Source organism: Streptomyces sp. DT2A-34 (genome assembly GCF_030499515.1).
GTDB lineage: Bacteria > Actinomycetota > Actinomycetes > Streptomycetales > Streptomycetaceae > Streptomyces.
In genome coordinates this window covers 7,760,748-7,786,863 of sequence record NZ_JASTWJ010000001.1, presented here as the reverse complement: position 1 = coordinate 7,786,863, position 26,116 = coordinate 7,760,748, and the positions used below count along the sequence as shown (strand labels likewise).

At 70.6% G+C, this 26,116-nt stretch carries 24 protein-coding genes and 1 pseudogene; 11 read left to right on the top strand and 14 right to left on the bottom strand.

Annotation, left to right across the window (positions count from 1 at the left end; translation table 11 throughout):
* Positions 1-29 precede the first annotated feature (29 nt).
* The gene (locus QQM39_RS34730) at positions 30-1,301 is read left to right on the top strand and encodes an MFS transporter (RefSeq protein ID WP_302001523.1); all 1,272 of its coding nucleotides are present in this window, start codon (positions 30-32) and stop codon (positions 1,299-1,301) included.
* Between the two features lie 70 nt (positions 1,302-1,371).
* On the opposite strand, the gene QQM39_RS34725 is transcribed toward QQM39_RS34730, so the two are convergent.
* The 8 genes from QQM39_RS34725 to QQM39_RS34695 form a co-directional block, all read right to left on the bottom strand.
* On the bottom strand, positions 1,372-2,472 hold the full coding sequence (locus tag QQM39_RS34725) for a calcium:proton antiporter (protein ID WP_302001522.1): 1,101 nt from the start codon (positions 2,470-2,472) through the stop codon (positions 1,372-1,374).
* Between the two features lie 103 nt (positions 2,473-2,575).
* Positions 2,576-2,725 carry a hypothetical protein gene (locus QQM39_RS46325; RefSeq protein ID WP_367669413.1) on the bottom strand — a complete coding sequence of 50 codons (150 nt, stop codon included), beginning with the start codon at positions 2,723-2,725 and terminating at the stop codon, positions 2,576-2,578.
* An 85-nt stretch (positions 2,726-2,810) separates the two neighbouring features.
* Complete coding sequence (locus QQM39_RS46320) at positions 2,811-2,951, bottom strand: hypothetical protein (protein ID WP_367669411.1); 141 nt, start codon at positions 2,949-2,951, stop codon at positions 2,811-2,813.
* A 67-nt stretch (positions 2,952-3,018) separates the two neighbouring features.
* A complete protein-coding gene (locus tag QQM39_RS34715; RefSeq protein WP_302001521.1) occupies positions 3,019-4,020 on the bottom strand; it encodes a TerC/Alx family metal homeostasis membrane protein in 1,002 nt (333 codons plus the stop codon).
* 224 nt (positions 4,021-4,244) lie between these two features.
* A complete protein-coding gene (locus QQM39_RS34710; protein WP_302001520.1) occupies positions 4,245-6,320 on the bottom strand; it encodes a TerD family protein in 2,076 nt (691 codons plus the stop codon).
* Between the two features lie 71 nt (positions 6,321-6,391).
* On the bottom strand, positions 6,392-6,967 hold the full coding sequence (locus tag QQM39_RS34705; protein WP_302001519.1) for a TerD family protein: 576 nt from the start codon (positions 6,965-6,967) through the stop codon (positions 6,392-6,394).
* Positions 6,968-7,165: 198 nt separating this feature from the next.
* The gene (gene uvrB / locus QQM39_RS34700; protein ID WP_302001518.1) at positions 7,166-9,313 is read right to left on the bottom strand and encodes an excinuclease ABC subunit UvrB; all 2,148 of its coding nucleotides are present in this window, start codon (positions 9,311-9,313) and stop codon (positions 7,166-7,168) included.
* A 40-nt stretch (positions 9,314-9,353) separates the two neighbouring features.
* The gene (locus QQM39_RS34695; protein WP_302001517.1) at positions 9,354-10,220 is read right to left on the bottom strand and encodes an MHYT domain-containing protein; all 867 of its coding nucleotides are present in this window, start codon (positions 10,218-10,220) and stop codon (positions 9,354-9,356) included.
* A 278-nt stretch (positions 10,221-10,498) separates the two neighbouring features.
* Between QQM39_RS34695 and QQM39_RS34690 the strand changes: the two genes are divergently transcribed.
* The 3 genes from QQM39_RS34690 to QQM39_RS34680 all read left to right on the top strand — a co-directional run bounded on the left by QQM39_RS34690 (position 10,499) and on the right by QQM39_RS34680 (position 13,454).
* On the top strand, positions 10,499-11,368 hold the full coding sequence (locus QQM39_RS34690) for a glycerophosphodiester phosphodiesterase family protein (RefSeq protein ID WP_302001516.1): 870 nt from the start codon (positions 10,499-10,501) through the stop codon (positions 11,366-11,368).
* A 64-nt stretch (positions 11,369-11,432) separates the two neighbouring features.
* Complete coding sequence (locus QQM39_RS34685; protein WP_302001515.1) at positions 11,433-11,987, top strand: methylated-DNA--[protein]-cysteine S-methyltransferase; 555 nt, start codon at positions 11,433-11,435, stop codon at positions 11,985-11,987.
* Positions 11,988-12,194: 207 nt separating this feature from the next.
* The gene (locus QQM39_RS34680; protein WP_302001514.1) at positions 12,195-13,454 is read left to right on the top strand and encodes an MFS transporter; all 1,260 of its coding nucleotides are present in this window, start codon (positions 12,195-12,197) and stop codon (positions 13,452-13,454) included.
* A gap of 152 nt (positions 13,455-13,606) precedes the next feature.
* Here QQM39_RS34680 and QQM39_RS34675 read toward each other — a convergent pair whose 3' ends face one another.
* On the bottom strand, positions 13,607-14,035 hold the full coding sequence (locus tag QQM39_RS34675; RefSeq protein ID WP_302001513.1) for a VOC family protein: 429 nt from the start codon (positions 14,033-14,035) through the stop codon (positions 13,607-13,609).
* A 100-nt stretch (positions 14,036-14,135) separates the two neighbouring features.
* Here QQM39_RS34675 and QQM39_RS34670 point away from each other — a divergent pair, with 100 nt between their 5' ends.
* Positions 14,136-15,044, top strand: coding sequence for a pseudouridine-5'-phosphate glycosidase (locus tag QQM39_RS34670; RefSeq protein WP_302003835.1), 909 nt, complete (start codon positions 14,136-14,138; stop codon positions 15,042-15,044).
* Between the two features lie 74 nt (positions 15,045-15,118).
* On the top strand, positions 15,119-16,009 hold the full coding sequence (locus QQM39_RS34665; protein ID WP_302003834.1) for a carbohydrate kinase family protein: 891 nt from the start codon (positions 15,119-15,121) through the stop codon (positions 16,007-16,009).
* A 51-nt stretch (positions 16,010-16,060) separates the two neighbouring features.
* On the opposite strand, the gene QQM39_RS34660 is transcribed toward QQM39_RS34665, so the two are convergent.
* Positions 16,061-16,855: a methyltransferase gene (locus tag QQM39_RS34660; protein ID WP_302001512.1), complete on the bottom strand. Its 795-nt coding sequence runs from the start codon at positions 16,853-16,855 to the stop codon at positions 16,061-16,063.
* A gap of 314 nt (positions 16,856-17,169) precedes the next feature.
* On the opposite strand from QQM39_RS34660, the gene corA reads away from it, so the two are divergent.
* Positions 17,170-18,297 (top strand): magnesium/cobalt transporter CorA, encoded by a 1,128-nt coding sequence (gene corA, locus QQM39_RS34655; protein WP_302001511.1) that lies wholly within the window; start codon positions 17,170-17,172, stop codon positions 18,295-18,297.
* Positions 18,298-18,394: 97 nt separating this feature from the next.
* On the opposite strand, the gene QQM39_RS34650 is transcribed toward corA, so the two are convergent.
* From QQM39_RS34650 to QQM39_RS34640, 3 genes are all read right to left on the bottom strand, one after another.
* Positions 18,395-18,832: a CBS domain-containing protein gene (locus QQM39_RS34650; protein ID WP_302001510.1), complete on the bottom strand. Its 438-nt coding sequence runs from the start codon at positions 18,830-18,832 to the stop codon at positions 18,395-18,397.
* A gap of 134 nt (positions 18,833-18,966) precedes the next feature.
* Positions 18,967-19,380, bottom strand: coding sequence for a PPOX class F420-dependent oxidoreductase (locus tag QQM39_RS34645; protein ID WP_302001509.1), 414 nt, complete (start codon positions 19,378-19,380; stop codon positions 18,967-18,969).
* Positions 19,381-19,459: 79 nt separating this feature from the next.
* Positions 19,460-20,101, bottom strand: coding sequence for a uridine kinase (locus QQM39_RS34640; RefSeq protein WP_302001508.1), 642 nt, complete (start codon positions 20,099-20,101; stop codon positions 19,460-19,462).
* 438 nt (positions 20,102-20,539) lie between these two features.
* Here QQM39_RS34640 and QQM39_RS34635 point away from each other — a divergent pair, with 438 nt between their 5' ends.
* The 3 genes from QQM39_RS34635 (at position 20,540) to QQM39_RS34625 (ending at position 23,821) form a co-directional block, all read left to right on the top strand.
* Entirely contained in the window at positions 20,540-21,235 is a 696-nt protein-coding gene (locus QQM39_RS34635; RefSeq protein ID WP_302001507.1) for a DUF2293 domain-containing protein, read from the top strand.
* Between the two features lie 477 nt (positions 21,236-21,712).
* Complete coding sequence (locus QQM39_RS34630) at positions 21,713-22,192, top strand: DUF1772 domain-containing protein (RefSeq protein WP_302001506.1); 480 nt, start codon at positions 21,713-21,715, stop codon at positions 22,190-22,192.
* Positions 22,193-22,333: 141 nt separating this feature from the next.
* Positions 22,334-23,821: a glutamate synthase subunit beta gene (locus QQM39_RS34625; protein ID WP_302001505.1), complete on the top strand. Its 1,488-nt coding sequence runs from the start codon at positions 22,334-22,336 to the stop codon at positions 23,819-23,821.
* 30 nt (positions 23,822-23,851) lie between these two features.
* Here QQM39_RS34625 and QQM39_RS34620 read toward each other — a convergent pair whose 3' ends face one another.
* A complete protein-coding gene (locus QQM39_RS34620; protein ID WP_302001504.1) occupies positions 23,852-24,385 on the bottom strand; it encodes a carboxymuconolactone decarboxylase family protein in 534 nt (177 codons plus the stop codon).
* A gap of 47 nt (positions 24,386-24,432) precedes the next feature.
* On the opposite strand from QQM39_RS34620, the pseudogene QQM39_RS34615 reads away from it, so the two are divergent.
* Positions 24,433-25,957 (top strand): annotated as a pseudogene (locus tag QQM39_RS34615) (PLP-dependent aminotransferase family protein).
* Positions 25,958-26,116: the final 159 nt, after the last annotated feature.

Genomic DNA, 26,116 nt, shown 5'->3' with positions numbered 1-26,116 from the left:
AAGATGTACGCACCGTAAGGGCGCCCTCCATGTTGCGGCTCGCGGCCGCCTCGCTCGCCGGAACAGCCATCGAGTTCTACGACTTTTTCGTCTACGGGACCGCGGCGGCGCTGGTCCTGGGGCCGCTGTTCTTCCCGACGTTCTCGCCAGTGGCGGGAACCCTGGCCGCTTTCGCGACGTTCGGCGTGGGCTTTGTGGCGCGGCCACTGGGGTCGGTGCTGTTCGGGCACATCGGGGACCGGCACGGACGCCGGCCGGTCCTCGTCGCCTCGTTGCTGCTGACCGGCGCCTCCACGGTCGCGGTCGGCTGCGTACCGACGTACGACACGATCGGTGTCACCGCTCCCCTGCTGCTGCTCGTGCTGCGCTTTCTGCAGGGCCTGGGGCTCGGCGGGGAGTGGGGCGGGGCCGTCCTGCTGACCGTGGAGCACGCGCCGGCCGAGCGGCGTGGTCTGTGGTCGAGCTTCCCGCAGGTCGGGCCCGCGCTGGGCTTTCTGCTCGCCAACGGTGTGGTGCTGGGGCTGTCGGCGACGTTGTCCGACGCGCAGTTCGCCGCGTGGGGATGGCGTGTGCCGTTCTGGGCGGCGGGGGTGCTCGCGGTGGTGGGGCTCTGGCTGCGGTCGTCGCTCACCGAGAGCCCCCGGTTCCTCGAAATCGACGACCACGCGCGCGTGCCGCTGGCCGAAGTCGTGCACGACCACTGGCGGCTCGTTCTGCTGACGGCCGGGGCGCTGTCGATCGGATACGCGATCTTCTACACCGTGACGACCTGGTCCCTCGCCTACGCCACCGAGCGGCTCGGTGTGAGCCGGGGCGTCATGCTGACCTGCGTCATGGGCGCGGTGGTGGTGAAGGGCTCGCTCACACCGCTGGTGGCGATGCTCGGCGACCGGTACGGGCGGCGGCCCCTGACCCTGATCGGGTGCGCTGCCGCCGTCCTGTGGATGTTTCCGCTGGTCGCGCTCCTCGCGACGGGCGAGCCACTGCTGATGTTCCTGGGCTTCCTCGGGGCGATGCTCGCGTTCATCACGATGTTCGCCGTGATCGCCGCGTATCTGCCGGAGTTGTACGAGCCCCGGGTGCGCTGCACGGGCGCGGCGGTGGGCTACAACCTCGGTGGCGTCCTCGGGGGCGCGCTCACACCGATCGTGGCGACGGCGCTCGCCGAGCAGGGCGGTCGGGTGCCGTGGGGTGTGGGGGCCTATCTGACCGGGATCGCGCTGCTCAGCCTGGGGTGCTTCGCACTGCTGCCCGAGACGCGTCCGGCGCCTGCTGCGGCGCCGGAGCCCGCCATCGGGTGACGGGCTCCGGACAGCACGGCTCCGCTGTGCTCCGCAGCCGCGAAGGACGATCGGCCGCGGAGCACAGCGGCTACGGATTGATCGCGAGCTCCAGATACGCCGCGAACAGCACCAGATGAACGCCTCCCTGGAGCGGCGTCGCCCGCCCGGGGACCACCGTCAGCGAGCTCACCACCACCGTCAGGGCGAGCAGCACCATGTGGGTGGGGCCGAGGCCGAGGACGAGTGGGCCCGAGAGCCAGACGGAGGCAAGGGCGACCGCGGGGATGGTCAGGCCGATGCTGGCCATCGCCGAACCGAGCGCGAGGTTCAGGCTGGTCTGCACGCGGTCACGGCGGGCGGAGCGCAGCGCGGCGATCGTCTCGGGGAGCAGCACCAGCAGGGCGATGATCACACCGACGACGGCATGCGGCAGGCCGGCGGCCGACACCCCGGACTCGATGGTGGGCGACACGCCTTTGGCGAGGCCGACCACACCGATCAGGGCCAGGCCCAGCAGCCCGAGGCTGATCTTCGCGGTGCGGGCGGAGGGCGCATGGGCGTGGTGGTCGGCGGTGATCACCTCGCCCTGCCGGGTGATGGGGAGGAAGTAGTCGCGGTGCCGCACGGTCTGCGTCGCCACGAACAGGCCGTACAGGATCAGCGAGGAGAGCGCGGCGAACGTCAGCTGCACGCTGGAGAACTCCGGCCCGGGCTTGCTCGTGGTGAACGTCGGCAGCACCAGGCTGAGCGTGGCCAGGGTGGCGACGGTCGCGAGAGCGGCGCCCGTGCCCTCGGGGTTGAAGACCGCCGTACGGTGGCGCAGCGAGGCGACCAGCAGACAGAGGCCGACGATGCCGTTACAGGTGATCATGACGGCCGCGAAGACCGTGTCCCGGGCGAGGGTGGAGCTCTTGTCGCCGCCGTCGGCCATCAGGGTCACGATCAGGGCGACCTCGATGATCGTGACGGCCACGGCGAGGACCAGGGAGCCGAAGGGCTCGCCGACCCGGTGAGCGACCACTTCGGCATGGTGTACGGCGGCCAGGACGGCCCCCGCGAGGACCAGTGTCACCAGCGCGACGAGGGCGCCGGGCAGGTCCCGTCCCCAGGTGAAGGCCAGCAGGACGACCGCGAGCACCGGCACGACGTATGTCCACTGGGTCGTGAGCGGCCTGAGCCGAGCGATCATGGAGCGATCGTCGCAGAGGCGTTGAGGGTTCGCACTCCGGTCCGGATCGTTGTCAGGCGGCCCCGCGCCCTCGGGATGCGGGGCCCCTGTGGGTCGTGTGTCGCTACGCGAAATCGGTCATCTCCTGTACGTCGCAGTCCGTGAAGGACGGCGGCCTGGTGCACAGTGCGGCCATCTGCTCCGCGAACTTGGTCGTCTCGGGGTCGTCGCTGTTGCGCATGGCGTCCTCGCAGGAGTCGAACTCGATCACCACGAGGTAGCGGTTGGCCTCGCCCCGGTCCTTGAGGACGAGACGGCGCGTGGGGCCGCCGGTGCGACCTGACAGGCGCTGTTCCGTCTCATTGGCCCAGCTCCCGCATCTCGTCGATGCGCTCGGTCTCGAAGTCGATGATCTGCACGAACTTCACGGGTGCGTCCACAGGTGCCTCCGCCCGGCCGTGGTGTCCCCGGCCGGGGACACCCAGCGCCCAACGAAGCACCGGGAGCGGTGCTCGGCAATTCGCTGGGCACCACTCCCGGTGTTGATTCTTCGTACGTCCGACGTGATCAGACGTCGATGCTGTCCTTCGGAGCGCCTTCGCTCCGCTCCTGCGCCGCCTCGGCCGCCGCCTGCTTCTTGGAGGCCCTCAAGCTGGTGATCGTGGTGACGATCAGGACCGAGCAGATCACGCCGAGCGAGACCGGGATGCTGATCTCAGGGACATGGACACCGGACTCGTGCAGCGCGTGCAGCACCAGCTTGACGCCGATGAAGCCCAGGATGATCGACAGGCCGTAGCTCAGGTGGACCAGCTTCTTCAGCAGGCCGCCGATGAGGAAGTACAGCTGCCTGAGACCCATCAGGGCGAAGGCGTTGGCCGTGAACACGATGTACGGGTCCTGGGTCAGGCCGAAGATCGCCGGGATGGAGTCGAGGGCGAACAGCACGTCCGTGGTGCCGATCGCCAGCATCACGACCAGCATCGGGGTCATGATCCGCTTGCCGTTCTCGGTGATGAACAGCTTGGTGCCGTGGTAGCGGTCAGCGACACCGAACTTGCGCTCGGCGGCCTTGAGCAGCTTGTTCTCCTCGTACTCCTCGTCCTCTTCGTCGGCCCGCGCCTCCTGGATGAGCTTCCAGGCGGTCCAGATGAGGAAGGCACCGAAGAGGTAGAACACCCACGAGAAGCTCGCGAGGATCGCGGCGCCCGCGGCGATGAAGATCGCGCGCAGGACCAGGGCTATGAGGACGCCAATGAGGAGCACGCGCTGCTGGTACTGCGAGGGCACCGCGAACTTCGCCATGATCAGGACGAAGACGAAGAGGTTGTCGACGCTCAGCGACTTCTCGGTGATGAAGCCTGCGAAGAACTCACCGGCGGGCTGTCCGCCGCCGAAGATCAGCAGGCCGAGCCCGAAGAGGCCCGCCAGGACGATCCAGACGACCGTCCAGATACCGGCTTCCTTGATCGAGACGTCGTGCGGCTTGCGGCCGATGAAGAAGTCGACCGCGATCAGGGCGGCAAGGCCCACGATGGTCAGGACCCATAGGGTCGGGGAAACATCCACTGCGCCTCCGGCAGTCGTAACGGCAAATGTCAGCGTCGTCGCGCGCCGGAGGTCTCTTCCACCCACGATGGGCCGACGCCCCGGGATCTGGCCGGATCCGTATTGACGGGTACGTCGCAGCAGACAGGGAGTACTCCCCTCCGTGCGATGAACAGTACCCCAATCACCAAGGAAAGGTAAAACGCTTGGCAAAAGAAAGGCCAAGTGTGCTGGTCAGGGGCTCTTTACCTGTGCTTGGTCCGGGCTGCGGCGACCTGTGTGAGCACCTGCTGGAGCACCTGGCTGCCGGGCGGCACGAGCGGGGGCTCGTAAGTCCAGGCGTGCCCCACCCACGGGTCGGCGAGGTGATCGTCCGGCACCGGGGTCAGTCGCATCAGCGAACGCCACAGCGGGTCGAGCAACGGGCCGTAGGCGGCGGCCTCCTCACGGTCCGCGACCATCATGAGGTGGACGCCGACGGCGGGCCCCTCGTCCGCCAGGTAGCGCAGCTGGTTCACGGCCCGGTCGTCGAAGCCGTGCGGGAAGTCATTGACGATCAGCAGCTGCTCGGAGGTGTCGAAACCCGGCGGCAGGGAGTCGGGCGCACCGCCGCGCAGGGCCATCTGCACCAGGTCGACGCGCTGAGTGAGTCGTGCGAGGACCTCCGTGACACCCGCCGCGCCCACAGCGGGCGGGGCTGCGAGCACGCCGGTCTGCACCAGCGGTACGAGCGTCTGCGCGCCCGAACCGGCAGGATCGATGACGTGCACGGTGAACTCGCCCGCCGGATAGACGGCGAGCAGCCGGGCCGCGTGCGCCAGCGCCGTCTCCATCGCGAGGCGCCGCAGGTCGTGGGAGTCGGTGAACGATCCGTCGAGCGATCCGCCGCGTCCGCTGTCGATCCACAAGCCGCGCTCCAACGGCAGCCGGACCAGCATCGGTATGCGCAATGGGGCGCTCTCGGGCAGGTGGAGGTCGCCCAGGCGCAGCGCCATGGGGATCTCCATCGGCACGCGGTAGCCGTGCCAGACGGGGTTGTCCCACCGCGCGTACGCGGTCGGCAGCGCGGGTTCGACGACCTCGGACTCGGCGGTGAGCTGGGCCAGGTCCCGGTCGAGCGCCGCCCTGGCCTGGTTGACCAGCTGGGCGTGCTTGGCCTGGGCCGCCTCGCGTGCGGCGTCGCCCTGTCCGCCGATCCGGCTGCGCGGATCCGACAGGACCTGGTCGAGCTCCTTCTCCATGCGCGAGTCGGCGAAGTCGACCGCGCTGCGGTAGGCGGCGGTCGTGCGGGCCAGGTCCTCGAACATGCCCCACACCTGGTTGTAGAGCCGCTCGTCCATGGACCAGCCGGTGGCGTCACCCGCGACCGGCTGCGCGGGCTGCCCGGGCTGGGCCGGTGGTGCGGTCGGCGGAGGCGGCGGGGCCGCGCTCTGGCGGCGCGGGTGGCTGTAGTTGATCGGGCCGCCGGACGTGGGCACGGACGGCTGGGCGGGGTCGGTGGCGCCGGTTCCGCCCTGATACGGCGGCGGCTGCGGGGGCTGGCCGGGTACGCCGGGCGGCTGGGTGCCGTACGGGGAGTTCGGCTGCGGTGTGGGCTGCCCGGACGTGCCGGGCGCCTGGGTGCCGTAGGGCGAGGTCGGCGGAGGCGGTACGGGGCCGGAGGTGCCCTGTGGTGCGGGGCCGCCCTGGTCCGGGCCGAGTGCCGGTGCGGCCGTCTGCCGGGAGCGGTCGCCGTCCGGCCGGGGCGGGGGGGCCGGCACGCTGCGGGCCATGCCCTGGGCCACCGCTTCGTTGATGCCGCCGGCGAGTTGGTGGGCTTGGGGCAGGCCCTGGTCGGTGAAGAGGTCGGCGAGGCCGCCTGCGTAGCCCTGGCCGATGGCGCGCACCTTCCAGGCACCCTGGCGGCGGTAGAGCTCAAGGGCGACGACAGCCGACTCGGCCTCCAGGCCGGTGATGGTGTAGGACGCGACCTCGGTGCCGTCGAGGCCGGTGACCGCGACGAAGGGGGTGGCGACTGCACCGAACCGGGTGGGACCGGCGACCCCGGTGGGCAGGGCGAGCAGCACACTGACGCGGTGGACGGCTTCCGGCATGGCGTCCAGGTCCACCGCGAGGCGATGGTCGGCGGCCGCCTGCCGGGAGACCTCGAGGCCTGGCAGGGTGGGGGCGCCGGGGTGGGCCACCCATTCGACGCCGTGGATCCTGCCCTGCTCGTCACCGAGCGCCGCTCCGGCCACGATCGGCGTGCCGGCCGAGACCCGGATCTCCAGACGGGCCTGGGAGAGCGGGTGGTTCTGCCCCCGCACCAGCTCGGCCGTCATGCCTTCGTCCCCCTGTGTCGCTTGTCGTGTGGTGTGCCGCTCACCGGGCCGCTCTAGAGGTCCTTCATGTCCTACAGGTGCGGCAGGATCGACGGCATCAGGTCCTGGAAGGTGCGGCCATTGGCCGGCGTGCCGAGGGCCGTCATCGTCCAGCCCGGGCCGTTGCGGTGCACCTTCGCCATGATCTGCGCCGTGTAGGCGCCGCCGCCCGCGAGGGTGTAGCGGGCCAGCTCCTGACCGTTGGTTTCGTCGACCAGGCGGCAGAACGCGTTCTGCACCTCCTGGAAGGTCTGGCCCGTGAAGGAGTTCACAGTGAAGACGATCTGGTCGATGTGGACCGGGATGCGCGCGAGGTCGACGAGGATCGCCTCGTCGTCGCCCTGGCCGACACCGCCGACGAGGTTGTCACCGGTGTGGCGCACCGAGCCGTCGTCGCTCACCAGGTGGCGGAAGAAGACGACGTCGACCGGCTGCTTGTCCGCGAACAGGACCGCGGAGGCGTCGAGGTCGACCTCCCGCGTGCGCGACCCGAACAGGCCGCGCCGGGGAGCCGCCTGCCAGCCGAGACCCATGCGCACCGCGGTCAGGCTGCCGCCGTCGCTCTTCTGCAGACTGATGGCCTGACCCTTGGTCATGTTGACGGTCACGTGCCGATTCCCCTCTCGAGCTGTCCCCTGTTGGCCGCGGACACCGCGGATGACCAGAACCCTACGCAGGGCCACTGACAGTGCCGTACCCCGGTCCGCACTTTGTGTCGGTCTTGCAACACAGCGCGTGCTCGGCGTGCCCTGGCAGGCCGTTCGAGGGCGCCGGTTCCAGAGCGTGGACCGGCACCCGTGGGCCCGTCAGGCCAGGCCCGCCTCCTTCATCTGGCGCAGTTCCTTCTTCATCTCGGACACCTCGTCACGCAGCCGGGCCGCGATCTCGAACTGCAGATCCGCGGCGGCGGCGCGCATACGCTCCGTCAACTCTTCGATCTGCTCGGCAAGTTCGGCCGCCGGCCGGTCGGTCGGCACCGTCTCCTTGGCCTTGCCCTTGGCGGACTTGGCCGCCTTCGCGCCCTTGACCGCCTTGTCACCGAGGGAGGGCACGGGGGCCTTGGTGCCCCGGCCGTCCTTCTTGGCGCGGTAACCCGTGCCGAGCAGCTGCTCGGTGTCGACGCCCTCACGGGCGATCTGCGCGACTATGTCGTTGATCTTCTTGCGCAGCGGCTGGGGGTCGATGCCGTTCGCCTTGTTGTACGCGACCTGCTTCTCCCGGCGGCGGTTGGTCTCGTCGATGGCCTTCGCCATCGCCGGGGTGATCTTGTCGGCGTACATGTGGACCTGGCCGGAGACATTGCGCGCCGCGCGGCCGATGGTCTGGATGAGAGAGGTGCCGGAGCGCAGGAAGCCCTCCTTGTCGGCGTCGAGGATCGCCACCAGGGACACCTCGGGAAGGTCGAGGCCTTCGCGGAGGAGGTTGATGCCGACCAGGACGTCGAACTCGCCCGCGCGCAGTTCGCGCAGCAACTCGACGCGGCGCAGCGTGTCGACGTCGCTGTGCAGATAGCGCACCTGGATGCCGAGCTCCAGGAAGTAGTCCGTGAGGTCCTCGGCCATTTTCTTGGTGAGAGTGGTGACCAGGACGCGCTCGTCCTTCTCCACCCGCTCCCGGATCTCGTGGACCAGGTCGTCGATCTGGCCCTCGGTGGGCTTGACGACGACCTCGGGGTCGACGAGGCCGGTGGGGCGGATGATCTGCTCGACCTGGCCATCTCCGCGGGAGAGCTCGTAGGTGCCCGGGGTCGCCGACAGATAGACCGTCTGCCCGATGCGCTCCTGGAACTCCTCCCACTTCAGGGGGCGGTTGTCGAGGGCGGAGGGCAGGCGGAAGCCGTGGTCGACGAGGGTGCGCTTGCGGGATGCGTCGCCCTCGTACATGGCGCCGATCTGCGGGACGGTGACGTGCGACTCGTCGATGACGAGCAGGAAGTCGTCCGGGAAGTAGTCGAGCAGGGTGTTGGGCGGGGATCCGGGCGAGCGGCCGTCGAAGTGCATCGAGTAGTTCTCCACGCCGGAGCAGGAGCCGATCTGACGGAGCATCTCGAGGTCGTAGGTCGTGCGCATCCGCAGGCGCTGGGCCTCCAGGAGCTTGCCCTGCTTCTCCAGCTCGGCGAGACGCTCCCCCAGCTCCTTCTCGATGTCGTTGACGGCCCGCTCCAAACGCTCGGGACCCGCGACGTAGTGGGAGGCCGGGAAGACGTACAGCTGCTCGTCGTCGCTGATGATCTCGCCGGTGAGCGGGTGCAGCGTGGACAGGGCCTCGATCTCGTCGCCGAACATCTCGATGCGGACGGCGAGTTCCTCGTAGACCGGGAAGATCTCGATGGTGTCGCCGCGCACCCGGAAGGTGCCGCGGGTGAAGGCCAGGTCGTTGCGCGTGTACTGGATGTCCACGAAGCGGCGCAGCAGCTGATCCCGGTCTATCTCCTCGCCGACCTTGAGGGGGACCATGCGGTCCACGTACTCCTGCGGAGTACCGAGGCCGTAGATGCAGGAGACGGAGGCGACCACGACGACGTCACGTCGGGTGAGCAGCGAGTTGGTCGCGGAGTGGCGCAGGCGCTCGACCTCCTCGTTGATCGAGGAGTCCTTCTCGATGTAGGTGTCCGACTGCGGGACGTAGGCCTCGGGCTGGTAGTAGTCGTAGTACGAGACGAAGTACTCGACGGCGTTGTTCGGCAGCAGCTCGCGGAATTCGTTCGCCAGCTGGGCGGCCAGCGTCTTGTTCGGCGCCATCACCAGGGTGGGGCGCTGGAGCTTCTCGATCATCCACGCGGTGGTGGCGGACTTGCCTGTGCCGGTCGCGCCGAGCAGGACGACGTCCTTCTCGCCGGCCTCGATGCGCCGGGCGAGCTCGGTGATGGCCTGCGGCTGGTCGCCGCTGGGCTGGTAGGGACTGACGACCTCGAAGGGCGCCACCGTGCGTTCGATGCTGGAAACGGGCCGCATGGAATCAACCGTACGACCCGCCACTGACAACGCGGCCCGATCAGTGGTTTTGCGGGGTGCGGGGCCCTCGCTGCCCGAGGGCGCGGCGGGGCCGCAGCGACGGGCGGCGGGTCGGATGCGGGACGGTGGCGTGGGCCGGGACGCCGGGCTTGTGCTCGACGGGGACGCCGGCGGGCTTCCCCATGACCATCTTCGGGTCGAACAGCATGACGGCGCCCGCGAGGAGCAGGAAGGCGAGCGGGCCGATCATCATGGGCGCGAGCAGGGCGGCGGGTGAGTCGCCCGCGGAGGGGGCCTCCGTGCCGTGCAGATGGACGCTGAGGGCGGCCATGCCGGTGTAGTGCATGCCGCTGACGGCGAGGCCCATGACGAGGCTCGCGCCCACGCTCCACATCAGCCCCCTGACCTGTCCGGCGGCCCACAGGGCGGCGGTGGCCGCCACCATGGCTATGGCGACGGAGACGGCGACGGTGAACGTGTTGTACTCCAGCTTGCCGTCGAGTCGCATGCCGGCCATGCCCAGGTAGTGCATCGAGGCGATGCCCAAGCCGGTGATGGTGCCGCCGGTGAACAGGGCCGCTCCGCTGGCGCCCTTGTAGCCGACGATGAAGATCCCGACGCCCACCATGACGATGGCGACGGCCAGGCTCGCGAACGTCATCGGTTTGTCGTAGTGGATCGGCGTCTCCTTGACCGTGAACCCCATCATCGCGACGAAGTGCATGGTCCAGATGCCGGAGCCGATGGCCGCCGACCCCAGGGCGAGCCAGCCCGGCCGCCAGGACTGCGAGACGAGCATCGATCTGGTGGTGCAGCGCAGGCCGAGGGCACCGCCGAGGCAGGCCATCAGGTAGGCCACCAGCGGTGTGACGAGTCCGTAGCTGAATCCGTCGATCGTGCCCTGCATACGCGGCTGCCTTTCCCGCCCTCTTACGTCCCGGAACTCTGTGGAATGCGCCCCTTCCCAGGACCGCCCGAGCGGTCAGGGTTGAGGCAGAGAGTAACCCCCACCGGAATGGTCGAACGATTCTCCGGCAAAGAAACACGGCCTTGCCTCAGTTGTGCGGCACGAGTGAGCGGGCCCGGGCAACTCCATTCAATCTGTGGCCATTCTGTACACCCCCACCGTTGACCCTCTGCTGTCACAGTTGAGCTGTCCGTGATCGTTCGACGCGAGGAGTACGCATGCACGCGCGCGCTGTAGCCGCAACGACGACCGCGCTCCTGGGAGCCGCCGCCCTTCTGCTCCCCGCCTCCGCCGCCCGGGCCGGTGCCGAGCGGCCCACGATCATCGCCCACCGGGGGGCCTCCGCGTACGCCCCCGAGAACACGCTGGCCGCCGTCGACGAGGCCGCCGAGTTGGGCGTCAGCTGGGTCGAGAACGACGTCCAGCGCACCAAGGACGGCGAGCTGGTCGTCCTCCACGACGACAATCTGAAGCGCACGACCGATGTGGAGGAGGTCTTCCCCGACCGGGCGCCGTGGAAGGTGAAGGACTTCACCGCCGCCGAGATCGCACACCTGGACGCGGGCAGTTGGTTCGGCCCCGCCTACGCGGGCGAGCGCGTACCGACGCTGGAGCAGTTCATGGACCGCGTGGAGCTGCACCACCAGAAGCTGCTCCTGGAGATCAAGAATCCCGACCTGTACCCCGGCATCGAGCGGCAGACCCTCAAGGTCCTGGGCAACGAGGGCTGGCTCGACCCGGACCACCTGGCGAGGCGGCTGATCGTGCAGAGCTTCAGTGCCGACAGCATGCGGACCGTCCACGAGCTGAAGCCGGCCGTGAAGACCGGATTCCTCGGGACGCCGGCCGTGGCGGACCTGTCCTGGTACGCGACCTTCGTCGACCAGATCAACCCCTCGCACTCCTCCATCTCCACGGACTATGTCGCCTCCGTCCACGAGTTCGAGGGACCGCAGGGCGGGCCGCTGGAGGTCTTCACCTGGACGGTGAACGACGCGGACACCGCCCGGCTGGTCGGCAGGTACGGAGTCGACGGCATCATCACCAACAGTCCCGACGTGGTGCGGGACGCGTTCCCCAAGGGCTGAGGCCAGGCCGGCAGCCGGTGCCCGCTCCCGGGGCGTTGTCAGTGGTGGGTCGTACGGTGGGCGCATGGACAGCCATGGGCAGTACGAGCAGCAGGTCGTGTGGGCCGTCGTCGGTACCGACATCGGTCCGCTGATGCTGGCCGCGACCCGCGACGGCCTGGTCAGCGTCGTGTTCCACGCCAAGGAGAGCGTGCGCGACCAGACGCTGGACCGACTGGCGTCCAGGCTGGGCGCCGAGCCGGTCGAGGCGCCCGGCTCTCCCCTGCTGGCCCAGGCGATACGTCAGGTGGAGGAGTACTTCGCGGGCTCCCGGCGCGACTTCGAGCTGCCGCTGGACTGGTCGCTCATCTCCGGCTTCAACCGGCAGGTGCTGCGCGAGCTGGCGTCCGGTGTCCCGTACGGCACGGTCGTCGGGTACGGCGACCTGGCGGGACGGGTGGGGCAGCCGGGCGCGGCCCAGGCGGTGGGGATGGCGATGGGCGCCAATCCGCTGCCGGTCGTCGTGCCCTGCCACCGGGTCGTGGAGAGCGACGGCGGCATCGGCGGGTTCGGGGGCGGCCTGGAGACCAAGCGGAAGCTGCTCGCGCTGGAGGGGGTGCTGCCGGAGCCGCTGTTCTGAGGCATCCGGTCTTTCGCAGAGCTGGACAGGCAAGAGAAGACAGGCGGGAGAAGAGGGGGAGACTGCGCCTGTGACGACACATTTCACCCGGCTGCACGCGGCCGGTATCACCCACCCGTACGCGGCCGGTCCGGTGTGCTGTCCCGTTGCCGGCAGGTCCGGGGGGCTGCTCCATGTGGGCCGCCCGGGCGCGCCGTACAACCGGGTGTGCATCGTGACCGCCGTCGTCCGAGGGTCCGTCGCGTCCATCACGCCCGACCGGTTGTCGCGACGCAGATCCTGGGCGGGCTGGGCGTCGCCACCGGCATCGCGCTCGCGGCCGTCCTGGCGACGGAGGTCAGCGGCACCGAGTCGCTGGCCGGGCTCGCGCCCACCGCGACCGTGGCCGGTACGGCGGTGCTGTCGATGCCGCTGGCCGCGCTGATGACCGCGCGCGGGCGGCGTCCCGGACTCGTCCTGGCCTATCTCATAGGAGCCGTCGGCGCCGGTGTCACGGTGGTCGCGGCCGGCATCGGGAGCTTTCCGCTGCTGCTGTGCGGGATGGCCGCCTTCGGCGCGGCCTCGTCGGCGAACCTCCAGGCACGGTTCGCGGCCGCCGATCTGGCCGAACCGGAGCGGCGGGCCCGGGCCATCTCGCTCGTCGTATGGGCCACCACCATCGGCGCGGTCGTCGGCCCGAACATCGCCTCGCCCGCCGGTCGGAGCGTCACGGGCCTCGGGATACCCGCGGCGGCGGGTCCGTTCCTCTGGGCGGCCGGGATCTTCCTGATATCCGCGGTCGTGGTCGCCGTACTGCTGCGGCCGGACCCGCTGCTGACGGCGCGTGCGCTCGCGCCGGCCGAGGAGCAGTCGCCCGCGGCCCGTTCACTGCGCGCCGGGATGGCAGCCGTGGCCGCCTCGCCGCGGGCGCGGCTCGCGGTGGTGACCGTTGCCGTGGCGCACACGGCCATGGTGTCGGTGATGGCGATGACCCCGGTCGACCTCGCGCACCACGGCGCGGGCATCGACCTGATCGGGCTGGTCATCAGCGGCCACATCGCCGGCATGTACGCGTTCGCACCGCTCATGGGGCGGTTGTCGGACCGGCTGGGGCGGCTGTCCGGGATCGGGCTCGCCGTGGGGCTGCTGGCATGCGCGGCGTTCCTCGCCGGTACGGCAGGCGGCAGTCACGGGCAGACGGCCGTCGGGCTCTTCGTGCTGGGCCTCGGCTGGTCGGCGGGGCTCGTCTCCGGTTCCGCGCTGCTCACGGACTCCGTTCCGCAGCCCGCGCGGGCCGCCGCTCAGGGTCTGTCGGACCTCGTCATGAACGCCTCCGCGGGCGTCGGTGGCGCGGCCGCCGGGCTCGTCGTCGCCCAGGCGAGCTACGGCTGGCTGAACTTCACCGCCGCCTGCCTGCTGCTCCCGCTGGCGGCGTTGGCGCTGTTCACGCGGGGCAGACGGGCCGCCGACGTTCCGGTGGGCGACTGACGTCAGGACTGGCTCGCAGCACCCCCAGGGGCGGAGGAGGCCAGGTGCTTCCTCGCTGTTCCCGATCGCCGCTGTTGCCAGACAGCCGCGCGGAGGCCGGCCGGAGCACGGACGCGGTAGCAAGCTCCGCGTGTGGCCCCCTTCTCAACGCGCTAGTCGTAGTGCCGGGCCTCGAAGACGTTGCCGTCGGGGTCGCGGAAGTAGAAGCTGCGCCTGGCCTTGCCGCGGGCGCCGAAGGAGTCGTACGAGTAGTCCGATACAGGTACGTCGTGCTCCTCCAGGTGGGTGCGCAGGCCGCGGAAGTCGGCCTCCGGCAAGGACAGGCAGACGTGATTGACCGGGTGTCCCGCGCTCCGGTCGGCGCCGGGGAGCATCTTCATGCGCTCCACCATGGCCATCGGCATGAGGTCGAGGATGGTCTCCTCGTTGACGCGCACCGAGGGAAACGGCGCCTCACCCGCGATGAACTCGGTGAGCCTGATCGGTGCCATACCGAGCGTCTTCTCGTAGAACTCGGCCGAGGCGGCGGGGTCGCGCACCCACAGGACCACGTGGTCGAGACGTGTCGTGTTGTCGTTCATGCGTCCCAGGCTGGTGTCGTCTCCCACAGGCCGCAAGGGTTTGACCGGGCGTGGCGCCCGCCAGAGATGAGGGAAGACCGAACGACAGGGAGGCATGCGCGTGGTGCTGGTGGTGTCCGAAGAAGTGCGGGAGGCGATCAACGCGCGTCAACCCGTGGTGGCCCTGGAGTCCACGATCATCGCGCACGGGCTGCCGCGCCCGCGCAATCTGCAGGTGGCGCTGGAGCTGGAGGACGTCGTACGGCGGGAGGGCGCGGTTCCCGCGACGATCGCCGTGCTGGACGGGCGGCCCCATGTCGGGCTGGACAAGGAGCAGTTGGAGCGGATCGCGAACGAGGACGGTATCCGCAAGCTGGGGCACCGGGATCTGCCGCTCGCGGTGGCCGCCGGGGCAAGCGGGGCGACCACGGTGTCGGCGACGGCTCTGCTGGCGGCGCTCGCCGGCGTACGGGTGTTCGCGACGGGCGGGCTCGGCGGTGTGCACCGGGAGTGGACGGTGACGCAGGACGAGTCGGCCGACCTGGGGCTGCTGGCGCGCACGCGGATCACCGTGGTGTGTGCCGGGGTGAAGTCGATCCTGGATGTCCCGGCGACCCTGCAACGCCTGGAGACCCTCGGCGTCGCGGTCGCCGGCTACCGCACCGAGCGCTTCCCCGGCTTCTATCTGTCCGACTCGGGGCATCCGGTGGACTGGACGCTTCGGTCACCTCAGGAGGTGGCTGAGGTGATGTGCGCTCAGGACGCGCTCGACGGTCCCGAGTCGGCGCTGATCGTCGCCAATCCGGTGCCGGAGGCTGAGCAGTTGGATCCCGAGCTGCACACGCGTGTGCTCGCCGACGCGCTGCACGCGTGCGACGAGCAGGGCGTCACCGGTCAGGCGGTCACGCCGTTCCTGCTGGATTACTTGGTACGACACACGGACGGTGCCTCGCTGAGCGCCAATCTCGCGGCGGTGCGCGGCAACGTACGGCTGGCGGGGCGGATCGCGGCGGCCTGGGCCGGGGCGTGAGCGAGCCGGGGAACGGGCCGGGGCACGGCGGCGCGGGGGACGGGCCCACTCCGGTCGACGAGCGCGACGGCGCGCTGCTGGTCGTCGGGGACGTGGTGACGGACGTCATCGCCCGGCACCGGGGGCCGCTCGCCTCGGGCACGGACACGGCCGCGGCCATCAGGACGGTGCCGGGCGGCGCGGGCGCCAATGTGGCCTGCTGGGCCGCGTATTGGGGCAGTAGTCAGGTGCGGCTCCTGGGGCGGGTCGGCACGGACGCGGCCGCGTGGCACGAGCGGGAACTGTCCGCGAGCGGAGTACTGCCCCGTCTCGTCGTGGATCCGCAGGTGCCGACCGGGACGGTGATCTGCCTGGTCGACACGGGCGCCGCTGCCGAGCGGACGTTCCTCACCGACAGCGGGGCATGCTTGCGGCTCGGCCCTGACGACTGGGCGGACACGCTGCTCGACGGTGTCGCCCGGCTGCACCTCTCGGGCTATCTGTTGTTCTCCGAGCCGAGCCGGGCGCTGGTGGCGGTAGCTCTGGCGTCGGCACGCGCGCGGGGTGTGCCGGTGAGTCTGGATCCGGCGTCGGCCGGTTTCCTCGTGGAGTTGGGCGTCGACCGTTTCCTGGCGCTGGTGGAAGGGGTGGACGTCCTGCTTCCCAGCCGTGACGAGGCGTGCCTGCTCACGGGGTTGCCCGACGCGGCGGACGCGGCGGCCAAGCTGAGCCGTCAGGTGCCGTTGGTGGTGGTCAAGCAGGGCGCGGACGGTGCGCTGGTGGCGCGGTCCGGCGCGGTGCGCGCCCAGGTCCCCGCCGCGCCGGCGACGCCGAGGGACACGACGGGGGCGGGCGACGCCTTCACGGGTGCCTTCCTCGCGGCCCTGCTCGCGGGCGCCGGGCCCGAGGATGCGGCGCGGGAGGGGTGCCGGGCGGGTGCGCTGGCGGTGGACCGGGTGGGTGGAAGGCCGCCCACGGCGCAGTGACGGCGACCGGCTTCTGGCGACTCTGCTGAATCCACGTCAGTTCCCACTCCCCTACGCCTTGCGCCCCCATGCCGAGATCATCGGGGCGGTGGCCAGGTCCATGCCTCCGGCGGCGACGTTGGCGAGGTGGCGGTCGATGTCCTTGTCGGTGGCGAGGCCCTCGGTGACGAGCCGGCCGCGGATCTGGCGGATGGTGGCGGACTCCAGGGCGGCGCAGGCGGGCGAGGCGACCGGGAAGTACGCGTCGGCCTCCACCCGGCGCAGACCTGCCTCGCGGAGCAGGCGCGGGAGTCGGCGGCCGTAGGAGAGGTCGGCGCCACGGTCGGCGAGCAGTTTGCGGAAGCCGTTGCGGAGCCGGTTCGCCAGCTGCTGTTCGGGGCCGTACTCGTCGGGGCAGAGCAGGGGCTGCAGAGCGGGGTCGGCGTCCTCGATCAGGAGCCGGCCGCCGGGGCGCAGGGCACTGATCATCGAGCGCAACGCCCGTTCGCGGTCCGGCACATGCACGAGTACGAGCCGGGCGTGCACCAGATCGAACCCCTCCCCCGGCGGCTCGTCCGCACCCACGTCGTGGACGCGGACCTCGACCGGCGGCCGGGCGGCCGGGGTGAGCTGTGAGGTGTCGATGTCGGTCGCGATGACCCGTCCCGTCGGGCCGACCTTCTTGGCCAGCCAGGACACCACGGAGGTGCCGCCGGCGCCCACCTCCCAGCAGAGCCAGCCGGGTCCGACACCGAGCCGTTCGAGGTGTCGGAACGTCGTGGGGTCGAAGAGAGTGGCGAAGGCGTCGAAGCGCTCGCCCGCCTCGTCCTGCTGATTACCGAGGAGATATCCGTGGGTTCGCGTCATGATGCGATCATCCCAGTTGCGCGGCTTGTCCGGAGGGGGCGACGCTCGGCAGGGCGGCCCCGAATTCGGCAGGACGGCCCTGAATCCCGCAGGGCCGCCCCTTCCGAGTGGTGACGCCGGGACGGACTCTTCATCCACAGCCGGGAACAAAGCGGAACCACCTGCTCCCACAGGCTTACCCACGTCTCACAGCCACCTGGCAAACTGGCGGGCCAGGGCGCTCAGATGCGGCGCACCGCGAGCGAACCGAAGGGGCTGGAGCGCCCCGGAGGCGAGTCGCACTTCAATGGGGAGATCCACGCAAGGAGATCCAGATGTCCATGGCAGGGAATCTGCGGAAGGTCACGGGCCTCAGCAAGGTCGGCGGCCTCCGCAAGGTGGCACGGCTGACTCGACGGCGCCCCCGCGTCGACCTCAGCCATCCCGCCAGATCCCCGCTGGGCTCCTCAGTGGTGAACTGCGTGACGTACCGGGACGGCGTACGGGTCCCGGAGAGCGGCGATCTGGTCGACGTCGTGCAGAAGGTGCGCAAGCGCGGCGCCGGATTCGTCTGGCTCGGCCTCCATGAGCCGACGGACCAGGAGTTCGCGGGCATCGCCGAGTTGTTCGCCCTGCATCCGCTGGCCGTCGAGGACGCGGTCGAGGCGCATCAGCGGCCGAAGCTGGAGCGCTACGACGAGACACTGTTCGCGGTGTTCAAGACGGTCTGCTACGTCGATCACGAGGAACTCACGGCGACGAGCGAGGTCGTGAACACCGGCGAGATCATGGTGTTCGTCGGCCGGGACTTCGTGATCACGGTGCGGCACGGGCGGCACGGTTCGCTGGGCCCGTTGCGCGAGGAGCTGGAATCGAGCCCCGAGCAGCTCGCCAAAGGTCCCGCCGCCGTGCTGCACGCGATCGCGGACCATGTGGTCGACGACTATCTGAGCGTCACCGACTCGATGCAGGAGGACATCGACCAGGTCGAGACGGATGTGTTCGCGGAGAACGGCGCGCGTGCCGACCCGGGCCGGATCTACCAGCTCAAGCGGGAACTCCTCGAGCTGAAGCGGGCCGTGGTTCCACTGGGCCGTCCGCTCGAGGAACTGGCCACGCGGCCCATCCGGGTGGTCGAGCCGGAGATACAGGCCTACTTCCGCGACGTCTCCGACCATCTGCTGCGGGCCAAGGAGCAGATAGCCGCCTTCGACGAACTTCTGAACTCGATCCTGCAGGCGCACCTGGCACAGGTCACGGTCGCGCAGAACGAGGACATGCGGAAAATCACGGCCTATGCCGCGATCGTCGCCGTACCGACGATGGTGTGCGGGCTGTACGGGATGAACTTCGACTACATGCCGGAGCTGCGCTGGACTTACGGCTATCCGCTGGTCATAGGCGTGATATCCGTGGCGTGTGTGACGCTGTACCGCGGCTTCCGACGCAACGGATGGCTCTGACGCTCCCCTCGCCGGTCTCCGGCCGACTGCGGTGCGTCCCCGTCCGGCACGGTCGGCCGGACGGGGACGGCACCTCAGGTGAGGGACGTGCGCCGGGTCAGTGCGTCGTCGGCGCCGTGGTCCTGGCGTAGACGCTCTCGGCCCAGTGGGCGACCTGGTCCTCCGGCAGGTTCCGGGCCAGATCGGCCTCGCTGATCATGCCGACCAGGCGCTTGTTCTCGATGACCGGGAGCCGGCGGATCTGGTGCTCCTTCATCTCCCGCAGCACGTCGCTGATGTCGGCGTTGGCATCGATCCAGCGCGGGGTGCCGTGGGCCATCTCGCCGGCGGTGACCTTGCTCGGGTCGCGACCCACGGCCACGCAGCCGATGACGATGTCGCGGTCGGTGAGGATGCCGCAGAGCCGCTCGTTCTGGTCGCTGATGGGCAGGGCTCCGACGCCCAGCTCGCGCATGAGCTGGGCGGCGCGGTCCAGGGTCTCGTGGGCGGGGATCCACTGGGCGCCACGGTGCATGATGTCTCCGGCAGTGGTCATGGAGTACCTCCCGATGCCGGACGGCCGGCGCGGCGCAGGACGCACCGCTAGTCCCGGCGCCCTTCATTCTCGCCGTGCCTTCCGGCACCCGCACCCGGAACCGAGCGGTGACGGCCACCGGCAGCGGGCGGCGATCAGGCCGAGAAGCCCACGATCTTCCGTGGGACGACGCGGATGATCACCCGGGTCTCGTCGTCCTTCTCGGCGGGCGGGTCGATGCCGAGGTACTTGTGCGAGAGCTCGAACGGGAGCCGCTTGGCGTCGTCCGGGAGTATCTCGGCGGTGCCGCGGATCTCGACGGAGGTGTAGGGGTTGGCGAGGTCGTAGACCGAGACGCTGATGCGGGGGTCGCGGCGGAGGTTGCGCACTTTCTGGCGGGCGTCGACGGAGGAGAAGAGCACGGTGTCGCCCTCGCGCTTGATCCAGACCACCGAGTTCTGCGGGGCGCCGTCGGGGCCGAGGGTGGCCACGCTGGCGAAGTTCCTGCCGTCGAGCAGGGAGCGGACGGAGTCGTCGAAGGAGATCGGATCACTCGTGGAGGTCGCCATGGAGACAGAGTAATTAAATGCACGTGCATATAGAAGGGGTTTGCCGACTCGGGTTCAACTGCTCAATGGCTCAAACCGCTCAACCACTCCACGCCGGGTGCCGCGGATCGTCGGCACGGACCAGGACGTCCGCAGTGCCGGCGGGGTCGGTCTCGTGGTCGTAGCGCTCGAAGGCGGGGAGGGTCCAGTGCTCGGCCTCGGGGGTACGGCGGCGCAGGGCACCGGGCGAGAGGAGGACATGGACGGTCAGGTCGAAGGGGAACCAGTGACGCAACAGGAGGGGACCGTGCAGCAACAGCAAGCCAGCGGGCGGGAGTTGGACGTAGGAGCTGCGGGTGGCTCGGTCGGTGACCGGGTCCCAAAGGTCGGGCAGGACGCGACCGTCGCCGCCGGGTTCGAGAGGGCCGAAGACCTCGCGCCACAGGGCACCGGTGTCGAACCAGCCGTCGTAGTAGGCGTCCACGTCCCGGTGGCCGTACTCCAGGCGGACCGAGGCGGGGCGCAGGAAGCCCTCCGTGCCGACGGTGAGAGAGGGGCGGCCGCGTATGCGCAGCGCCTCACCGACGCGCTCGGCGAGGTCTCCCGGGCGGGCCGCCGGGGCACCGTCGAACGCGATGCGCGGCCAAGCGCTGCCATCGGCCGACTTCAGGTCGAACAGCCGCTCCGCCAGCAGGTCGCCGAGCCGTTCCCAGGTGATCGCTTCGAGTCGCACACGGCCCATGATGCGGCAGGACGCGGCCGGGGTGCGGCGCGCTCCGCGGCCGCACCACCGCCGTCGCTTCCCCCCTTGCCCCCACTCGCCCTCACCCCCGCCGCGCCCCTATCCCTGTCCCGCGCCCTCACCCCCGCCCTGGCCCTACTCCTCGCCCTCGCCCTCGCCCTCGCCCTCGCCCTCGCCCTCGCTCAGACCGTCCCCCGAATCCGAGTAGACCGTCCCCCGAATCCGAGCAGACCGTCTCCAGGCCCGAACCGACCGCCCCCGGACCGACCAGACCGTCCCGGACCCGACCACACCGTTCCCCAGACACGCTCGGTCGCGTTCCAGACCCGGTCGGTCGGGCTCCCCGGCCTGATCAGACGGCTTCTCTGCCCCGGTCAGGGAGTTCCCCGGGCCTGCCCCGAGGGGAATGAACCCCGTATGGCACCGCATGAACCCCGTATGGCACCGCTCGCAGCTCCCCCGCCCCGAACCGGCCTTATCGTGATCCAGCCCCTCAAGCGGCGGCACTGTGCTGAGTGTCATGCGGGACCGTTGCGGATGCTCGTGCTGGAGGAGGGTGCGCCGCGGTGTCTCGACTGTGCCGACCTCGGGCATCTGGTGTTTCTGCCGCGCGGCGACACGGCGTTGACGCGTCGGTCACGGGAGGAGAGTGCGCTGTCGGCGGTGGTCGTGCGCTTCAACCGACGCAGGAGCCGTTATGAGCGGCAGGGCGTCCTCGTCGAGGAGGCGGGGCTCGCCCGCGCCGAGCAGCGGTGCCTGGCGGACGCGGAGGCCCGGCGGCGGCGCCGGGTGCGGGACGCCCGGCGGCGGGCGCGGGAGGACGTGCGGTTCGCGGCGGCGTTCGCGGGGGAGATCCGGCGGCTGTTCCCGGGGTGCCCGGCGGGCCGGGCGCGGGACGTCGCCGCGCATGCGTCGGTGCGGGGCAGCGGGCGGGTGGGGCGGAGTGCGGCGGGGCGGGCGTTGTCCGAGGCGGCGGTGACGTCGGCGGTCGTGGCGTCCGTACGGCATATGGACACGCCGTACGACCAGCTGTTGATGAGCGGGGTGCCGCGACACAAGGCTCGGCGTCGGATCGCGGCGGCGGTGGAGTCGACGTTGCGGGCGTGGCGGGCGGAGGTGTCGGGGGTCGGCTGAGAGTGGTCCGGAGAGACGGGACCCGGAGGCAGGCCGTGTCAGGTGCGGTCGTTCGGCACCGCCGGGCAGCACGGCCGCCATTGCCTTGCCGCGCGGATCGATCATGTGCAGCCGACGTGGTCAGGAACGGCCGAGCCGATGCCGCCAGCCGCGCGGGGGCCGGGACGTGAACCGCCGAGAGGTGAACGGCCGGGACGTGAACGGCCAGGACCTGAACGGCCAGGACGTGAACGGCCGGGAAGTGAACCGCCGGGAGGTGAACCGCCGGGAAGCCAACCGGCCCCTGCACGATGCCCCGCCGCCTCAAAGCGCACCGTTCACTGCGGCGCCCGTCCTCCGCCGCCCGGCCGACCGGCAGGCCGCTCGCGTATGTGCGCGCGCCGCTCGGCCATGGTCACGGATCTCGTACAAGGTTTCACTGGTAATGCTGGAGGGAGCCGGGCATGATCCCGGCGGGACGCGGGAGTTGACGCTGACGTGATTGATGGACCGTACTTCGTACTGATCGTGATCGGTGTGGTCGGCACCGGTCTCGTGGCCGGGGTGTTCTGCGCGTTCTCGACCTTCGTGATGCGCGGGCTCGCCGCGCTGCCGCCCGCGCAGGGCGTGGCCGCGATGAAGGCGATCAATGTGGCGGCGTTGCTGCCGGCGTTCATGCTGGTGTTCATAGGGTCGGCGGTGCTGTGCGCGGTGATCGCCGTGGTGACGTTCGTGCTCTGGCCGGACGAAGCGACCGTGGAATTGCTGCTGGGCAGTGCGCTGTATCTGTTCGGCTCGTTCGGAGTGACCATGGTGGCGAACGTGCCGCGCAACGAGGCGCTGCTCAAGCTCGACGCGGGCACTCCGGAGGCGGCTGCCTACTGGCCGACGTACGTGCGCGAGTGGACGGCGTGGAACCACGTCCGCGCGGTCGCCTCGGCCGCCGCGACGGTGTCCTACGTGCTGGCCCTCAGCTGACCCCGCCCCCGCTCGCCCCACGGAGAAAGCGCTGTCCCGCCACTCTGCGCCCGTGGCCCGTGGGACGTATCGTGGCCGGAAGAGTGCCGCCCGATGACGCACGGCTCCAACACGTCACACGCGCACGCAAGGAAGACGGCCATGGCCGATCCCAAGGGTTTCATGACCACCCCCCGCCAGGACTGGCCGCGCCGGCCCGTCGAGGAGCGGGTCAAGGACTGGGACGAGGTGTACGTCCCCGGGGCGCTGCTGCCGATCATCAGCAAGCAGGCCGACCGCTGCATGGACTGCGGCATACCCTTCTGCCACGACGCCTGTCCGCTGGGCAATCTGATCCCCGAGTGGAACGACCTGGTGTCGCGGGAGGACTGGCGGGCGGCCGCCGACCGGCTGCACGCGACGAACAACTTCCCGGAGTTCACCGGGCGGTTGTGTCCGGCGCCGTGCGAGGCGGGGTGCGTGCTGGCGATCAACCAGCCGGCCGTCACCATCAAGAACGTCGAGTGCGCGATCGCCGACCGCGCCTGGGAAGAGGGGTTCGCGCCCCCGAGCCCGCCGGACCGGCTGTCCGGGCGCACGGTCGCGGTGATCGGGTCGGGGCCCACCGGGCTCGCCGCGGCGCAGCAGCTGACCCGGGCGGGGCACACGGTCGCCGTGTACGAGAAGGACGACCGGATCGGCGGGCTGATGCGATACGGCATCCCCGAGTTCAAGATGGAGAAGCACCATCTGGAACGCCGGATCGAGCAGATGCGGGCCGAGGGGACCAAGTTCCGTACGTCGACGGCGGTCGGGCGGGACATCGGAGCCGCCGAGCTGCGGTCGCGCTACGACGCCGTGGTGATCGCCACGGGGGCCACGGCTTGGCGTGAACTTCCCCTCCCCGGGCGGGAGTTGAGCGGCATCCATCAGGCGATGGAGTATCTGCCGCTGGCCAACCGGGTGTGCGAGGGTGATCTGGAGACCTCCCCCATGTCCGCGGCCGGGAAGCACGTCGTCATCGTCGGCGGCGGGGACACGGGGGCCGACTGTCTCGGCACCGCCGTTCGGGAGGGCGCCGCGTCCGTGACCCAGCTGGACATCTACGCCCAGCCGGGCGCCGAGCGGGACGAGGACGCCGAACCCTGGCCGACGTACCCGAAGATCTACCGTCTGTCGGCCGCGCACGAGGAGGCGCGCGATCTTCGGACGGCCCCCGCGGCGGACGCGGACGCGCGGCTGTTCGCGGCGTCCACGCTCCACTTCACGGGTGACGCCGACGGACACGTACGGGCGCTCCACCTGACCGAGGTGGACGCACGGCGCAGCCCGCTGGCGGGCACCGAACGGACGCTGCCCGCCGACCTCGTCCTGCTCGCCCTCGGCTTCTCCGGGCCCGACCGGGGAGACGGGCTGATCGACCAGCTGGGGCTGGAGCTGGAGCCTCGCGGGACGATCACGCGGGATGCCGGGTTCGCCACGAATGTCCCCGGCGTGTTCGCCGCGGGGGATGCTGCCCGGGGCCAGTCGCTCATCGTGTGGGCGATCGCGGAGGGGCGGGCGGTCGCGGCGGCCGTCGACCGTTGTCTGACGGGGAGTTCACGGCTTCCGGCGCCGATCTCGCCGTACGACCGCCCCATGTCCGTCTGACGGGCAGTGATCGCGGGCGCGGGAAACGGCTCACTGACGTCCTTGACGCCGCTCGTCCGTCCCCGCCACCTTCCCCGTCGCCAACGCCACCCTGTTCCATGTGTTGATCGTGAGGATCAGGGCCAGGACGTGTGCCAGTTCCGCTTCGTCGAAGTGGGCCGCGGCCTGGGCGTAGACCTCGTCGGGGACCCCTCCGTCGGCCACCAGGGTCACCGCTTCCGTCAGGGCCAGGGCGGCCTGTTCCTTCTCGGTGAAGAAGTGGCGGGCCTCGCGCCAGACGGCGACCATGTGCAGCCGGTCCTCGCTCTCACCGGCCTTGCGGGCGTCGCCCGTGTGCATGTGGAGGCAGTAGGCGCAGTGGTTGAGGTGCGAGGCGCGGATCTGGATCAGTTCGACGAGTGCGGGGTCCAGGCCCTCGCGGGCGGCGGCGTCGAAGCCGACGATGGCGCGGAAGACCTTCGGGGCGGACTTCGCGAAGTCGAGGCGGGTGCGGGCGGCCTCGGCCTCGTTGATGGACTCGGCGATGGACTCGGTGAGCTTGGTGTCGGTCGTGTTCGTCGTCATGTGGATCAACCTACGGGCCGAAAAGACCGGTTGTAGGGTGCATTTCCATGGCGGAATCGTGGGTCAATTCGGCAGAGCGGATCGGCGCCGACCTGCATGTGGATCTGTCCGAGCCCTCCGAGCCGTCCGGGTCGTCCGAGGCATCCGGTTCATCCGCGCCGGGCGGCCGCCGGGCCGCGCTGATCCGTGCGCTGCGCGAGGCCGTGCGCAGTGGGCGGCTCGCGCCCGGTACCCGGCTGCCGCCGTACCGTTCGCTCGCCGCCGACCTGGGGGTCGCCCGCAACACCGTGGCCGACGCGTACGCGGAGCTGGTGGCCGAGGGCTGGCTCACCGCCCGCCAGGGCTCGGGGACGAGGGTGGCCGAGCGTGCCGACCCCCTGCGACGCGCCGAGCGGGTGCCCCGTAAGGCGCCTCCCACGCGCGCGTGGGCCTCGGCACGACCTGCGGCAGGGCACCCCGGACGCGTCGGCGTTCCCGCGTGCGGCCTGGCTGGCCTCCTATCGGCGGGCCCTCCAGCAGGCGCCGAACGAGGTCTTCGGGCCCGGTGATCCCGCCGGGCGCGTGGAACTGCGGGAGGCGCTCACCGAGTACCTGGCACGCGCGCGTGGCGTGCGCACCGAGCCGGACCGGATCGTGATCTGCTCCGGCTTCGCGCACGCCCTGCGGCTGCTGTTCGGCCAGGACAGGTGCACAAGCACAAGCACAAGCACAGGCACAGGCACAGGCGGCGGTGTGCTGCGCGGCCCACTGGCCGTGGAGGGGTACGGGCTGGGCTTCCACCGGGAACTCCTCGCCGCCGCGGGCGCACGGACCGTACCGCTCCCCCTCGACGAGGACGGCGCACGCGTCGACGTGCTGGGACGCGAACGGGCCGTACTGCTCACGCCCGCGCACCAGTTCCCGACCGGCGGCCCGCTGCATCCCGAGCGCCGTGCCGCCGTGATCGACTGGGCACGCGCGCGTGGGGGCGTCGTTCTGGAGGACGACTACGACGGGGAGTTCCGCTACGACCGCAAACCCGTCGGCGCCGTCCAGGGTCTCGATCCCGAGCGAGTGATCTTCATCGGCTCGGTCAGCAAGAGCCTGTCGCCGGCGGTGCGGCTCGGGTGGATGGTGCTGCCGGAGCGGTACGTCGACGACGTGCTCGTGACCAAGGGCGAGCGCGAGGCGTGGGCGAGCGTCCTCGATCAGCTGAGCCTCGCCGACTTCATCGTCTCCGGGGCGTACGACCGTCATGTACGGCGCATGCGGCAGCGGTACCGGAGCCGCCGCGACCGCCTCGTCGCGGCGCTCGCCACGCACGCGCCGCACATCGAGGTCACCGGTGTCGCCGCCGGACTGCACGCGGTGCTGCGGCTGCCGCCCGGCACCGAACGTTCCACGGTCAAGGCGGCCACCTGGCAGGGCATCGCCCTGGACGGCCTCGCCGAGTTCCGGCACCCGGACGCCGTGGCGAGGGCCATGCCGGTCCGTGACGGCATCGTCGTCGGATACGCGACGCCCTCGGAGCACGCGTACGGGGCGGCGCTGGAGGCGCTGTGCGGGGTGCTGCCGCCGGGCGAGAGCCACTAAGGCTGGATAAATCACTCATTCCCGGCATACCGTCACTTTCAGATTTGTTCTCGCATGTGTCCGAAAGATGACTTCCGGGCTACATGGATCCGAACAGGAGTGGGATCATCGGAGCAGGAGGTGTGCTGTCGTCGTACCCGGGTCCGGGACGGCAGCGGC